Raw genomic sequence first — 13400 nt, forward strand, 5'->3', positions numbered from 1 at the left:
GGGGCTCAGGCCTGGTGCAGGTACCAGCGCCAGTCCTGCTCGCTGACTTCGGCCATGAACTGGCGGTACTCGGCGCGCTTGACCTTCAGGTACACGCCAAGGAAGTCCTCGCCCAGTGCTTCGCGAGCCCAGCTGGAATGCTGCAGGGCGTCGAGGGCAGTCAGCCAGTCGGTGGGCAGGTGTTCGGTGGCCTGGGCATAGCCGTTGCCTTCCACCGGTGCCCCCGGGTCCAGCTGTTCGCGGATGCCCCGGTGGCTGGCGGCAAGGATCGCCGCAGCGGCCAGGTAGGGGTTGGCGTCGGCGCCACAGATGCGGTGCTCCACATGCCGGCTGTTGGCCGGGCCGCCCGGTATGCGCAGGCTCACGGTACGGTTGTCGACGCCCCAGGTTGGTGCCAGCGGGGCATAGCTGTTGGCCTGGAAGCGGCGGAACGAGTTGGCGTTGGGGCAGAACAGCAACAGCGAGTCGCGCAGGTGGCGCAGCATGCCGGCCACGGCCTGGCGCAGCAGCGGGGTGCCGGCCTTGTCCTCACTGGCGAACAGGTTGTTGCCGGCGCTGTCGGCCAGGCTCAGGTGCATGTGCATGCCGGTACCGGCCAGTTGCGCGAACGGCTTGGCCATGAAGCAGGCCTGCATGCCATGGGCGTGGGCAATGCCTTTGACCAAGCGTTTGTAGCGCACGGCCTGGTCCATCGCCTGCAGGGCGTCGCCGTGCTCGAGGGTGATTTCCACCTGGCCGGGGGCGTATTCCGAAATCGCCGTGCGGGCCGGGATGCCCTGGGCCTTGCAGGCGGCGTAGAGGTCGGCGAGGAACGGCTCGATCTGCTCCAGTTCGCGCAGGCCATACACCTGGGTGGTGCGTGGGCGGCCGCCGTCGTTGTCCAGCGCCGGTTGCGGGCGGCCCTGGGCATCACGTTGCTGGTCGAGCAGGTAGAACTCCAGTTCGCAGGCCATCACCGGATGGTAGCCGTCGGCCTTCAACGCCTCGATGGTACGCAGCAGCACATGGCGCGGGTCGGCGATGCTGGCCGGCAGGCCCTCGTTCGGGTGCATGCTCACCTGCACCGCGGCAGTCGGCACCCGGCGCCAGGGCAGGCGTACCAGGCTGCCTTCAAGCGGGTAGGCGCGGCAGTCGATATCGCCCACGTCCCACACCAGGCCGGAGTTTTCCACGTCGTCGCCGTTCAGGGTCAGGCCGAGAATGGTGCTGGGCAGCGGCCGGCCGGTCTGGTACACGGCCAGCAGTTCCTCGCGGTGCAGCAGCTTGCCGCGCGGCACGCCGTTGGCGTCGAGGATGAACAGTTCGAACAGCTCGATATCGGGGTTGTCGGCCAGAAAACGGCTGGCCTGCTCTACAGGTGCAAAGTGCATGATGGATTCGCTCACGGGCGCACGGGCCACCGCGCATGCTGGCGGCCCGGCTGAGTCAAATGGCCGGAAGACGGCCGGGTCTGGTCACAACGGCGTGAGCGAGAAATCCGGTGGGCGTGCGTGACGGCAGTGCCACAGGGCCCAGAAGGCGAGGATGATATGGACCAGCGGATTCTCACCGGCACGGCGCCGGGCCTTCGCTTGCGAAGGGCGGGACGACGGTGGGGCGATGGGCTGGACGGGAGTCATGCCTTTGATACTCACATGCGGCGTAAGGTTGATTAAAGCAGTGAATGGCAACCTTTACATCGCTTATGGCTAAACATTTGGTTGCTTGTGCCGGCCTCTTCGCGGGCTTGCCCGCTCCCACAGGTTCCGCACAATCTTCAGGCACGTGGTGACCCCTGTGGGAGCGGGCAAGCCCGCGAAGAGGCCGGCACAGGCAGCAGAGAACCGGCAAATCTGCGACAATCGCCCAACTTTCCGAATGCCGATCATGAAAAAGCAGGCTCACCTGCATCACTAAAAAGCCCCATGACTGACCACGCCATCGACAACCTGCTGCAAAACCTCGACCACGCCATGATCGCCGACCGCCATCGCCTGCGCCGGCAATTGCACGAACTGCGCAAGCGCCCCGACGAGGCGAAGCTGGCGCAGTGGGTGGAAAAGGTCCAGGCGTCCTGCGCCCAGGTCACCGCGCGCCAGCAGAGCGTGCCGACCGTGCGCTACGACGACAGCCTGCCCATCGCTGCCAAGCGTGACGAAATCAAGAAGGCCCTGGCCGAGCACCAGGTGCTGGTGATCGCCGGCGAAACCGGCTCGGGCAAGACCACCCAGTTGCCGAAGATTTGCCTTGAACTGGGCCGTGGCAGCCATGGCCTGATCGCCCACACCCAGCCACGCCGGATCGCCGCCCGCAGCGTTGCCGCGAGGGTCGCCGAAGAGCTGGGCACGCCCCTGGGCGGGCTGGTCGGCTACCAGGTGCGTTTCGAAGACCAGAGCGACGCCAACACCCTGGTCAAGCTGATGACCGACGGCATCCTGCTGGCCGAAACCCAGCACGACCGTTTCCTCGAGCGCTACGACACGATCATCGTCGACGAGGCCCACGAGCGCAGCCTGAACATCGACTTCCTGCTCGGCTACCTGAAGACCCTGCTGCACCGACGCCCGGACCTGAAGCTGATCATCACCTCGGCGACCATCGACCTGGAGCGCTTCTCAAAACACTTCGGCGGCGCGCCGATCATCGAGGTGTCCGGGCGTACCTTCCCGGTGGAAACCTGGTACCGCCCACTGACCAGCGAGCAGGACGAGGAGGGCAACCAGATCGAGGACGACCTCACCGTCGACCAGGCCATCCTCGCCACGCTGGACGAGCTTGCGCACCACGAGCGAAGTGAGGGCAAGGGCCCCGGCGATGTGCTGATCTTCCTGCCGGGCGAGCGCGAGATCCGTGATGCCGCCGAGATCTTGCGCAAGGCGCAACTGCGCCACACCGAGATCCTGCCGTTGTACGCGCGCCTGTCGCCGGCCGAGCAGCAGCGCATCTTCCAGCCACACACCGGGCGCCGTGTGGTGCTGGCCACCAACGTTGCGGAAACCTCGCTGACCGTGCCGGGCATCCGCTATGTGATCGACACCGGTACCGCGCGCATCAGCCGCTACAGCTACCGCGCCAAGGTGCAGCGCCTGCCCATCGAGGCCGTGTCGCAGGCCAGTGCCAACCAGCGCAAGGGCCGCTGCGGCCGGGTCGAGCCGGGCATCTGCGTGCGCCTGTACAGCGAAGAGGATTTCAACAGCCGGCCAGCGTTCACCGACCCGGAGATCCTGCGCACCAACCTGGCGGCAGTGATCCTGCAGATGCTGCACCTGCGCCTGGGCGCAATCGACGCCTTCCCGTTCATCGAGCCGCCGGATGGCAAGGCCATCAGCGATGGTTTCAACCTGCTGCAGGAGCTGTCGGCGGTCAACCGCGAAAACCAGCTGACGCCGATCGGCCGCCAGCTGGCGCGCCTGCCGATCGACCCGCGGCTGGGCCGCATGCTGCTCGAAGGCGCCCGCCTGGGCAGCCTGCAGGAAGTGCTGATCGTCACCAGTGCGCTGTCGGTGCAAGACCCGCGCGAACGCCCGCCGGAGCGCCAGCAGGCCGCCGACCAGGCGCACGCGCAATGGAAGGACGTGGATTCCGACTTCGCCGCGCTGGTCAACCTGTGGCGTGGCTTCGAGGAACAGCGCCAGGCGCTGACCGCCAACCCGCTGCGCAACTGGTGCCGCAAAAACTTCCTGAACTACCTGCGCCTGCGCGAATGGCGCGATGCCCATCGCCAGCTGGCGCTCATCTGCCGTGACCTGCAGCTGACAGTGAACAAGGAACCGTCCGACTACCCGAAAATGCACAAGGCCATTCTCAGTGGCCTGCTCAGCCAGATCGGCCAGAAGACCGAAGAGGGCGACTACCAGGGCGCCCGTCAGCGGCGCTTCTGGGTGCACCCGTCGTCGGGCCTGGGGCGCAAGCGCCCGCAGTGGGTGATGGCTGCCGAACTGGTCGAAACCACCAAGCTGTACGCACGCATGGTGGCCAGGATCGAGCCGGACTGGATCGAGCCGCTGGCCGGCCACCTGGTCAAGAAGAACCACTTCGAGCCGCACTGGGAGAAGAAGCGCGGGCAGGTGGTGGCCTACGAGCAGATCACCCTGTACGGCCTGATCCTGGTCGGCCGTCGGCCGGTGCATTTCGGCCCGATCGACCCGGTCACCTCGCGCGAGCTGTTCATCCGCGAAGGCCTGGTGGGTGGCGAAATCCAGTCGCGGGCCAAGTGCCTGGCGGCCAACAAGCGCCTGCTGGAAGAGCTTGACGAGCTGGAGGCCAAGGCCCGCCGCCGTGACATCCTTGCCGACGAAGAGACGCTGTACGCCTTCTACGAAGCGCGTCTGCCGGCGGAAATCCACCAGACCGCGACCTTCGACAGCTGGTACCGCATGGGCAGCCAGAAGGACGCCAATCTGCTGATCATGCGCGAGGAAGATGTGCTGGCCCGCGAGGCCAGCGAAGTCACCGCCGCGCAGTACCCCGACAGCCTGCAGGTGGGCGAACTGCGCCTGCCGCTGAGTTACCACTTCGAGCCCGGTCACCCCCGCGATGGCGTGACCGTGCGGGTGCCGGCACCGCTGTTGCCGAGCCTGCCGGGCGAGCGTCTGGAGTGGCTGGTGCCCGGCCTGCTGGAAGCCAAGTGCGTGGCGCTGGTGCGCAACCTGCCCAAGGCCCTGCGCAAGAACTTCGTGCCGGTGCCGGACTTCGTCAAGGCCTCGCTGGCACGCATGACCTTCGGCCAGGGCGCATTGCCGCAAGCCCTGGGCCAGGAACTTCTGCGCATGACCGGCGCCCGTGTGCCCGACGAGGCATGGGACGAGTCGGTCAACCTGGTCGAAGGCCACCTGCGCATGAACATCGAAGTGGTCGATGGCCAGGGCAAGTTCCTGGGTGAAGGCCGCGACCTGGCCGAGCTGACCGCGCGCTTTGCAGCAGCCAGCCAGGCAGCGTTGGCCGTGCCGCGTGACGCCAAGAGCGAGCAGCCGGTGCAGGCCAAGGCTTTCAGCGAGGTGAAGCAGACCGCGCAGCAGAAGATCGCCGGCCTGTCGATGACCGTGTACCCGGCGCTGGTGGAAGAGGGCGGCACCGTACGCGAAGGGCGCTTCTCGACCCAGGCCGAGGCCGAGTTCCAGCACCGCCGCGCCTTGCAGCGCCTGTTGCTGCAGCAGCTGGCCGAGCCGGCCAAGTACCTGCGCGGCAAGCTGCCGGGGCTGACCGAGCTGGGCCTGCTGTACCGTGAAATGGGCCGGGTCGAGGCGCTGGTCGAGGACATTCTGCTGGCCAGCCTGGACAGCTGCATCCTCGAAGGCGAACAGCCGCTGCCACGCGATGGTGCGGCCCTGGCTGGCCTGGCCGAGCGCAAGCGCGGCAGCTGGGCCGAGCATGCCGAGCGCCTGGCACGGCAGACGTTGGAAGTGCTGAAGCTGTGGCATGGGCTGCAGAAGCGCTTCAAGGGCAAGATCGACCTGAGCCAGGCGGTGGCGCTGAACGACATCAAGCAACAACTCGGCAACCTGGTGTACCCGGGCTTCGTGCGCGAAACCCCCGGGGGCTGGTTCAAGGAGCTGCCGCGTTACCTCAAGGCGGTGGAACTGCGCCTGGAGAAGCTGGGTTCGCAGGTGCAGAAGGACCGGGTGTGGAGCGGTGAGCTGGCCAACCTGTGGGCGCAGTACAAGGCACGTGCCGACAAGCATGCCCAGGAAGGCAAGCGTGATGAGCAACTGACGGTGTACCGCTGGTGGCTGGAGGAATATCGCGTTTCGCTGTTTGCCCAGCAGTTGGGGACCAAGGTGCCGATTTCCGACAAGCGATTGAGCAAGCAATGGAGCCAGGTGGAGGGCTAAACTTCCACAGTTGTGGCAATATTGATGCAATTTGGGGTCGCCTGGCGGCCCCTTCGCGGGTAAACCCGCTCCCACAGGTGATGTGCAAGGTTTGCTGCCTGTGCTGTACCTGTGGGAGCGGGCGTGCCCGCGAACGAGGGCGCAGCCCTCGCCTATAAATTGGTACTAAAGTGCCATTAACCTGTCATGTTTCCAGCCAGCGCCCCGTGGCGATGGCCTTTGACCAGAGGAACGACCGTGCATAACGTCGTGATCAGCGGCACCGGCCTGTACACCCCGGCCCAGAGCATTTCCAACGAAGAACTGGTGGCGTCCTTCAACACCTGGTCGCAGCAGTTCAACCAGGACAACGCCGCCGCCATCGAGCGCGGTGAAGTCGAGGCGGCGCCGCTGTCCGATGCCGCGTTCATCGAAAAGGCCTCGGGCATCAAGAGCCGCTTCGTCATGGACAAGGCCGGCATCCTCGACCCGCAGCGCATGAAGCCGCGCCTGCCCGAGCGCTCCAACGACGAACCTTCGGTGCTCTGCGAAATGGCCGTGGCCGCTGCCCGCCAGGCCCTGGAGCGCGCCGGTCGCACGGCGGCCGATGTCGACGGGGTGATCGTCGCCTGCTCCAACCTGCAGCGCCCGTACCCGGCCATCGCCATCGAAGTGCAGCAGGCGCTGGGCATCCAGGGCTTTGCCTTCGACATGAACGTGGCCTGCTCGTCGGCCACTTTCGGCATCCAGACCGCCGCCAACAGCGTGGCCCTGGGCCAGGCGCGCGCGGTGCTGATGGTCAACCCGGAGGTGTGCACCGGCCACCTGAACTTCCGTGACCGCGACAGCCACTTCATCTTTGGTGATGCTGCCACTGCGGTGCTGCTCGAGCGTGCCGACAAGGCCACCTCGGCATACCAGTTCGACATCGTCAGCAGCAAGCTGTGGACCGAGTTCTCCAACAACATCCGTAACAACTTCGGTTTCCTCAACCGCGCGGCGGAAGAGGGCGAGGGCGCGGCGGACAAGCTGTTCATCCAGGAAGGCCGCAAGGTGTTCCGCGAGGTGTGCCCGAAGGTGGCCGAGCTGATCGGTGAGCACCTGCAGGAAAACGGGCTGCAACCAAGCGATGTGAAACGCTTCTGGCTGCACCAGGCCAACCTCAGCATGAACCACCTGATCGTCAAGAAGCTGCTGGGGCGTGAAGTGGCCGAGGAAGATGCACCGGTGATTCTCGACCGTTATGCCAACACCAGTTCGGCGGGGTCGGTGATTGCCTTCCACCTGTACCAGGACGACCTGGCCAAGGGCTCGCTGGGCGTGTTGAGCTCGTTTGGTGCGGGGTATTCGATTGGTAGCGTGATCCTGCGCAAGCGCTGATTCTTGTGGTGCCTGTACCGGCCCTATCGCCGGCAAGCCAGCTCCCACAGGTACTCCACAGGCCCTGAGATCTGTGGGGTCCCTGTGGGAGCTGGCTTGCCGGCGATAGGGCCGGCGCATTTTTGCCAGGCAAAAAAAGCGGGAAACGCCGGATGGGGTCGGCATTTCCCGCTTCAGGTGAAGCAGTGCAGGGTGTCGCTTAGAACTTGGCTTCCAGGTCTACCTGCAGGGTGTCTACGTCAGCATCGCTGTTCGGCAGGTTGGAGAAGTCGGTCTTGGCCATCATGTAGGCCGCGCCGAGGGCGAAGTTCTTGTCGATTTCGTAACCCACCTTGAACTTGTGGCCACGGGAACCGGTGAAGCCGTTACCGAAGTCAGAGTCGGTGAACAGGCTGACTACACCGTTACGCTGCACGTCGCGGTAGTTGTAGTCCAGGCTCCAGGCACCGATCTTGCTCTTCAAACCAGCCAGCCAGGCCTTGTCCTTGCCATCGGTGCTTTCGGTGTTCTTGACGAACTGGCCGTAGGCCGACAGCGGGATGGCGAAGCCGGTGAAGTCGACCTGGCCGAAACCTTCTACCAGCTGGAACTCGTTGGTGGTGTTGCCCAGTGAACGCAGGGCAGCAGATTCCTTGTCGTTGTCGTAGCCGTAGATACTGCCGCCGACGGTGACCTTGACGGTGTCAGCCGCGTTGAACTTGGTACCCAGCTGGGCCGCGTACAGCTGTGCGTCGTGCTTGAACTGCACGCCGTCGCCGTCGACGTTGTCCTTCAGGTTGTAGTGGCCGATGCTGCCGAACACTTCGGCCGGGCCGAGGTTGGTCTTGTAGGTAGCGGCCAGGCCTTCCGGGTTGATGTCGCTGTCCCAGATGATGTCGCCCATGCTCACCCATGGCTGCAGCATCTTGCCGCCGATCAGGTGCAGGTTCGGGACGGCAGTCGGGTGCCAGTCGAGGTAGGCCAGGTCGACCCACAGCGATTTCTTCTCGAAGTAGTTGTCCAGGCTCTGGTTGGTCGAGCGGGCATCGGCGCTGCTGCCGGTGGCCACACGCACGCCGGCGTCGACCTGCGGGTTGATCTCGCTGTAGAAGCCGACACGGGCACGTACACGTTCACGGTCCTGGTTGCCGCTGCGAGCGATCGGGTCGTCGACGTTGACGTCTTCGTAACGCAGGCGCACATCACCCTTGATCTGGGTCTTGGCGGCCCATGCCACTTTCTGTTCAAAGGAGCTCATCCGTTCGGACTGAGCTTTCTGAGCGGCCTTTTCCTTGGTTTCTTGAGCCAGGTCCGCCTGCAGTTCGTTGTACTGCGCCTGGTTGATCGAGCCATTGGCGCGGAGCATTTCGAGCAGCTTGGCGTCGACAGCTGCACTGGCCGGAGTACTCAGAGCCAGCATCATGCCGGTGAGGCTCACTCCGGTAAGTGTAGAAACAAGACGCATAAGGTTCTCCCTGTTGAATAAGATGGGGGAGGCTCAAGCGCCCGCCCCTGTGTTGGCATGTCTTCGGAAAGGGCCTGAATAGACAGGTTCTGGGGTTCCGGAAAACAGGCGCAAGTATTGCGGGGGCGAATGACAGATTAATGTCGAATTAGTGGCACTGCGGTTAAGTAATTGAGAATAAAAGGATCTGTCCCGGCTATCGTGATTTGAGTGGCGGGCCTTCCTTGGGGATACTGGGTACCTTGAAACAGCGAGCCGAAACCGTGACCAGCCTGTACAGCCTTGCCCATCTGCGTGATTTACCGGCGGCCACCTGGGATGCCCTGGTGCCGGCCGGCCAACCGTTCCTGCGCCATGCGTTTCTCAGCGCCATGGAGGACAGCGGCAGCGTCGCGCGCAACACCGGCTGGGCCGCCGAGCACCTGGTGCTGGAACGTGACGGGCAGGTACGGGCGCTGCTGCCGGCGTACCGCAAATGGCACTCGTTTGGCGAGTACGTGTTCGACCATGGCTGGGCCGATGCCTGTGAGCGGGCCGGCATTGCCTACTACCCCAAGCTGCTCGGTGCCGTGCCGTTCAGCCCGGTCAGCGGCCCGCGCCTGCTCGCCGCCGACCCAGCCGATGGCCTGCTGGTGCTGCAGGCGTTGCCGGAGTACCTGGGCAAGGGCGGGCTGTCTGGTGCGCACATCAATTTCACCGAGCCGGCGCTGGACGACCAGCTGGCCGGCCTGCCGGGCTGGATGGAGCGCCTGGGCTGCCAGTTTCATTGGCGCAACCACGGCTACCGTGACTTCCAGGATTTTCTCGACAGCCTGAGTTCGCGCAAGCGCAAGCAGATGCGCAAGGAGCGTGAACAGGTGGCCGGGCACGGTATTGAATTCCGCTGGTACCGTGGGGGTGAACTGGATGAGGCGCAGTGGGATTTCGTCTACCGCTGCTACGCCAATACCTACGCGGTGCGCCGCCGTGCGCCCTACCTGACACGCGAGTTCTTCAGCCTGCTGGCCGAGCGCATGCCCGAGGCCTTGCGCGTGGTGATGGCGCGGCAGGGTGGCCGTGATGTGGCCATGGCCCTGAGCCTGGTGGGGGGCGACAGCCTGTTTGGCCGCTACTGGGGGTGCCTGGACGAATTCGACCGGCTGCATTTCGAAACCTGTTTCTACCAGGGCATGGACTTTGCCATCGCCGAAGGGCTGCAGCGTTTCGATGCCGGGGCGCAGGGGGAGCACAAGCTGATTCGCGGCTTCGAGCCGGTGCTGACGCGGTCGTGGCACTACCTGCTGCACCCGGGGCTGCGGCGGGCCGTGGAGGATTTTCTGGCGCAGGAGCGGGAAGGGGTGCGGGCGTATGCCGAGGAGGCCAGAGGGATGTTGCCCTATCGCCGGGACTGATCCATTCATATTGGCTGTGCCGGCCTTTTCGCGGGCTTGCCCGCTCCCACAGGTACGGCACAGTTTTCAAGGCCTGTGGTGATCCTGTGGGAGCGGGCAAGCCCGCGAAGAGGCCGGCACAGGAAATCAGTCGACCCCGACAAACCCCCCGGTCTGGTGATGCCACAACCGGGCATACAAGCCTTGCTGTTCCAGCAGTTCACTGTGGCTGCCACTCTCGACAATCCGCCCCTTGTCCAGCACCACCAGCCGGTCCATCCGCGCAATGGTGGAAAGCCGGTGGGCAATGGCGATCACAGTCTTGCCCTGCATCAGCGTCTCCAGGCTTTCCTGGATCGCTGCCTCCACCTCCGAGTCCAGCGCCGAAGTGGCCTCGTCCATGATCAGGATCGGAGCATTTTTCAGCAGCACCCGGGCAATCGCGATGCGCTGGCGCTGGCCACCCGACAGCTTGACCCCGCGCTCGCCCACATGGGCATCGAAACCGGTGCGCCCCTGGGCGTCCGACAACTGCGGGATGAACTCGTCGGCGCGGGCCCGGCGCACCGCTTCATGCAGCGCCGCCTCGCTGGCACCGGGGCGACCATACAGCAGGTTGTCACGGATCGAGCGGTGCAGCAGCGAGGTGTCCTGGGTGATCATGCCGATCTGCGCGCGCAGGCTGGCCTGGCTCACTTCGGCAATGTCCTGGCCGTCGATGAGGATGCGCCCGCCCTGCACGTCATACAGCCTCAGCAGCAGGTTGACCAGGGTCGACTTGCCTGCCCCGGACGGGCCGATCAGGCCGATCTTCTCGCCCGGGCGGATGTCCAGGTCGAGCCCTTCGATCACGTTGGCGGCCTTGCCGTAATGGAAGTCCACGTCATCGAAACGCACCGCACCGCGGCTTACCTTGAGCGCCGGTGCGTTGGGCCGGTCGGTGACGGTGACCGGCTGGGCGATGGTCTGCAGGCCGTCCTGGACCATGCCGATGTTCTCGAAGATGCCGTTGACCACCCACATGATCCAGCCCGACATGTTGACGATGCGGATCACCAGGCCGGTGGCCAGGGCGATGGCGCCGACGGTGATCAGCGACTGGCTCCACAGCCACAGCGCCAGGCCGGTGGTGGCGACCACCAGCAGGCCATTGAGGGTGGTGATGACCACATCCATGCTGGTGACCACGCGTGCGGCCAGCTGGGTTTTCTCTGTCTGCTCGCGGATCGCTTCGCGGGCGTACTGCTGTTCGAAGTCGGTGTGGGCGAACAGCTTGAGGGTGGCGATGTTGGTGTAGCCGTCGACGATGCGCCCCATCAGCTTGGAGCGGGCGTCGGAGGAGATCACCGAACGCTCCTTCACCCGGGGGACGAAGTAGAACAGCGCGGCGATGTAGCCGGCGATCCACAACAGCAGCGGCAGCATCAGGCGCCAGTCGGCCTCGGCGAACAGCACCAGCGAGGTGATGGCGTAGATCAGCACGTGCCATAGCGCATCCACCGCCTGCACCGCAGAGTCGCGCAGCGAGTTGCCGGTCTGCATGATGCGCTGGGCGATGCGCCCGGCGAAGTCGCTCTGGAAGAAGTTAAGGCTCTGCTTGAGCACATAGGTATGGTTCTGCCAGCGGATCAGACTGGTCATGCCGGGGTTGATGGTCTGGTGCACCAGCAGGTCGTGCAGGCCGAAGAATACCGGCCGCAGCAGCAGGATCACCACCAGCATCCAGATCAGCTCGCCGCTGTGTTCGCTGAAGAAACTGGCATTGGGCGTACCCTGGGCCAGGTCGATGATGCGGCTGAGGTAGCTGAACATCGCCACCTCGATCAGCGAGGCGACCAGGCCTACCACCAGCAGGGCGACAAAGCTCGGCCACACCTGGCGCAGGTAGTACAGGTAGAACGGCCACACCTGGCCGGGTGGCGACTCGCTGGGCGCGTCGCGGAAGATGTCGATCAGTTGCTCGAAACGGCGGTACAGCATGGGTGACAAGACTCCTGTGCTACCCGACCCCGGAAGGTTTCACGTCCCTGTGAAACCTGCGGTCAGTCGATGCGTTTGGCGGACTTGATGAACACCGGGTCTGCCGGGACATCGCGCATGCCTTTCTTGATGGTAGTTGGCGAGTTGACGATCTGGTCGACCACCTCCATGCCCTTGGTGACCTTGCCGAACACCGCGTAGCCACGGTCGCGGCCCGGGTTGAGGAAGTCGTTGTCGGCAACGTTGATGAAGAACTGGCTGGTGGCCGAGTTCGGGTCGGAAGTGCGCGCCATCGACAGCGTGCCGCGGGTATTCTGCAGGCCGTTGCCGGCCTCGTTCTGGATTGGGTCACGGGTCTGCTTCTGTACCATCTGCTCGGTGAAACCGCCGCCCTGGACCATGAAGCCCGGGATCACCCGGTGGAAGATGGTGTTGTTGTAGAAGCCGCTGTCGACGTACTCGAGGAAGTTCTTGGTACTGACCGGCGCCTTCTCGGCATTCAATTCGATTTCGACCTGGCCGAAGCTGGTGTCCAGCAGTACGTGCGGGGTCTTGTCGGAGGCCATGACGCTGGTGGCGAAGGCGACCGAGCAGGCGGTGAGCAGGAGTTTTTTCAGCATGGGCTCAAAGATCCTTGAGAGGTGGAAGCGGCTGCAAGGAACTGCAGCAGGGTCTGGTTGAAGACCTCGGGTTGGTCGAGGGGTGTAGCGTGCCGGGAATCGTCGATGACCACCAGCCTGGCGTGGGGCATCAGGGCGACGTAGCGTTCTTTCAGTTGTATCGGGGTGTAATCGTGGTCGGCGGCGATCACCAGGGTAGGACAGTGGATCTGGCCGATGCGTTCCTGCACGCCCCAGTCGACGATGGCATCGAAACTCTTGAGGTAGGCGCGCTTGTCGTTGCGTGCCCAGCGTTGGGCCATCTTGTGCCGCAGTTCGGCCTGCTGCGGTTTGGGGAACAGCCGCTCGGCCAGGCCCTTGCCGACGGTTTCGACACTGAGCAGGCGCGCCAGGCCCCAGCGCTTGAGCCACCACACCCAGTCACTGCGGGTGCGGCGCTTGACCTCGGGGGCGCTGTTGACGATGCACAGGCTGCGCAGCCACTGCGGGTGATCGACGGCGAACTGGAAGCCGACCATGCCACCCATGGACAGGCCGACGAAGTGCACCGGGCCGGTGTGCAGGTGTTCGAGCAGGGCCAGCAGGTCGGCACTGAAGGTGGCGATCTGGTAGCCGTCGCGTGGCTTGTCGGAGCGGCCGTGGCCGCGGATGTCCATGAGGATTACCCGGTAGTGGCGGCTGAGCACCGGTACCTGCAGCTCCCAGTCCTGGCAGCTGGAGCCCAGGCCATGCAGCAATACCAGGGGTTCGCCCTGGCCATATTCCTCGTAATGCAGTGCGCATCCTTCGTGTTCGAAATAGGCCATGGGCGCGGTCC

At 64.7% G+C, this 13400-nt stretch carries 8 protein-coding genes; 3 read left to right on the forward strand and 5 right to left on the reverse strand.

Annotated elements, in window-relative coordinates:
- Positions 1–5 precede the first annotated feature (5 nt).
- Positions 6–1370 carry a glutamine synthetase family protein gene (locus tag CAG22_RS06330; protein WP_075045994.1) on the reverse strand — a complete coding sequence of 455 codons (1365 nt, stop codon included), beginning with the start codon at positions 1368–1370 and terminating at the stop codon, positions 6–8.
- A 534-nt stretch (positions 1371–1904) separates the two neighbouring features.
- On the opposite strand from CAG22_RS06330, the gene hrpA reads away from it, so the two are divergent.
- Positions 1905–5810 carry an ATP-dependent RNA helicase HrpA gene (gene hrpA, locus CAG22_RS06335; RefSeq protein WP_085704968.1) on the forward strand — a complete coding sequence of 1302 codons (3906 nt, stop codon included), beginning with the start codon at positions 1905–1907 and terminating at the stop codon, positions 5808–5810.
- Between the two features lie 237 nt (positions 5811–6047).
- Positions 6048–7169, forward strand: coding sequence for a beta-ketoacyl-ACP synthase III (locus tag CAG22_RS06340; RefSeq protein WP_085704970.1), 1122 nt, complete (start codon positions 6048–6050; stop codon positions 7167–7169).
- 199 nt (positions 7170–7368) lie between these two features.
- Here the strand turns inward: CAG22_RS06340 and CAG22_RS06345 are convergent, their stop codons facing one another.
- On the reverse strand, positions 7369–8613 hold the full coding sequence (locus CAG22_RS06345) for a putative porin (protein WP_025340175.1): 1245 nt from the start codon (positions 8611–8613) through the stop codon (positions 7369–7371).
- Positions 8614–8876: 263 nt separating this feature from the next.
- Here CAG22_RS06345 and CAG22_RS06350 point away from each other — a divergent pair, with 263 nt between their 5' ends.
- On the forward strand, positions 8877–10004 hold the full coding sequence (locus tag CAG22_RS06350; protein WP_085589207.1) for a GNAT family N-acetyltransferase: 1128 nt from the start codon (positions 8877–8879) through the stop codon (positions 10002–10004).
- 126 nt (positions 10005–10130) lie between these two features.
- Here CAG22_RS06350 and CAG22_RS06355 read toward each other — a convergent pair whose 3' ends face one another.
- The 3 genes from CAG22_RS06355 to CAG22_RS06365 all read right to left on the reverse strand — a co-directional run bounded on the left by CAG22_RS06355 (position 10131) and on the right by CAG22_RS06365 (position 13389).
- On the reverse strand, positions 10131–11963 hold the full coding sequence (locus CAG22_RS06355; protein WP_075045990.1) for an ABC transporter ATP-binding protein: 1833 nt from the start codon (positions 11961–11963) through the stop codon (positions 10131–10133).
- 62 nt (positions 11964–12025) lie between these two features.
- Positions 12026–12583 (reverse strand): peptidylprolyl isomerase, encoded by a 558-nt coding sequence (locus tag CAG22_RS06360; RefSeq protein ID WP_025340172.1) that lies wholly within the window; start codon positions 12581–12583, stop codon positions 12026–12028.
- On the reverse strand, positions 12577–13389 hold the full coding sequence (locus tag CAG22_RS06365) for an alpha/beta fold hydrolase (RefSeq protein WP_085704972.1): 813 nt from the start codon (positions 13387–13389) through the stop codon (positions 12577–12579). The genes CAG22_RS06360 and CAG22_RS06365 overlap by 7 nt, the downstream gene beginning before the upstream one ends.
- Between the last annotated feature and the right edge of the window lie 11 nt (positions 13390–13400).

The organism is Pseudomonas sp. B8(2017), assembly GCF_002113575.1.
In the GTDB taxonomy this organism is placed as follows: domain Bacteria; phylum Pseudomonadota; class Gammaproteobacteria; order Pseudomonadales; family Pseudomonadaceae; genus Aquipseudomonas; species Aquipseudomonas putida_Z.

What these genes read in the sequence shown, in the direction of transcription:
- CAG22_RS06330 (WP_075045994.1), bottom strand. Translation starts at nt 1,370, where the DNA reads ATGCACTTTGCACCTGTAGAGCAGGCCAGCCGTTTTCTGGCCGACAAC.
- hrpA (WP_085704968.1), top strand. Translation starts at nt 1,905, where the DNA reads ATGACTGACCACGCCATCGACAACCTGCTGCAAAACCTCGACCACGCC.
- CAG22_RS06345 (WP_025340175.1), bottom strand. Translation starts at nt 8,613, where the DNA reads ATGCGTCTTGTTTCTACACTTACCGGAGTGAGCCTCACCGGCATGATG.
- CAG22_RS06365 (WP_085704972.1), bottom strand. Translation starts at nt 13,389, where the DNA reads ATGGCCTATTTCGAACACGAAGGATGCGCACTGCATTACGAGGAATAT.
- CAG22_RS06360 (WP_025340172.1), bottom strand. Translation starts at nt 12,583, where the DNA reads ATGCTGAAAAAACTCCTGCTCACCGCCTGCTCGGTCGCCTTCGCCACC.
- CAG22_RS06355 (WP_075045990.1), bottom strand. Translation starts at nt 11,963, where the DNA reads ATGCTGTACCGCCGTTTCGAGCAACTGATCGACATCTTCCGCGACGCG.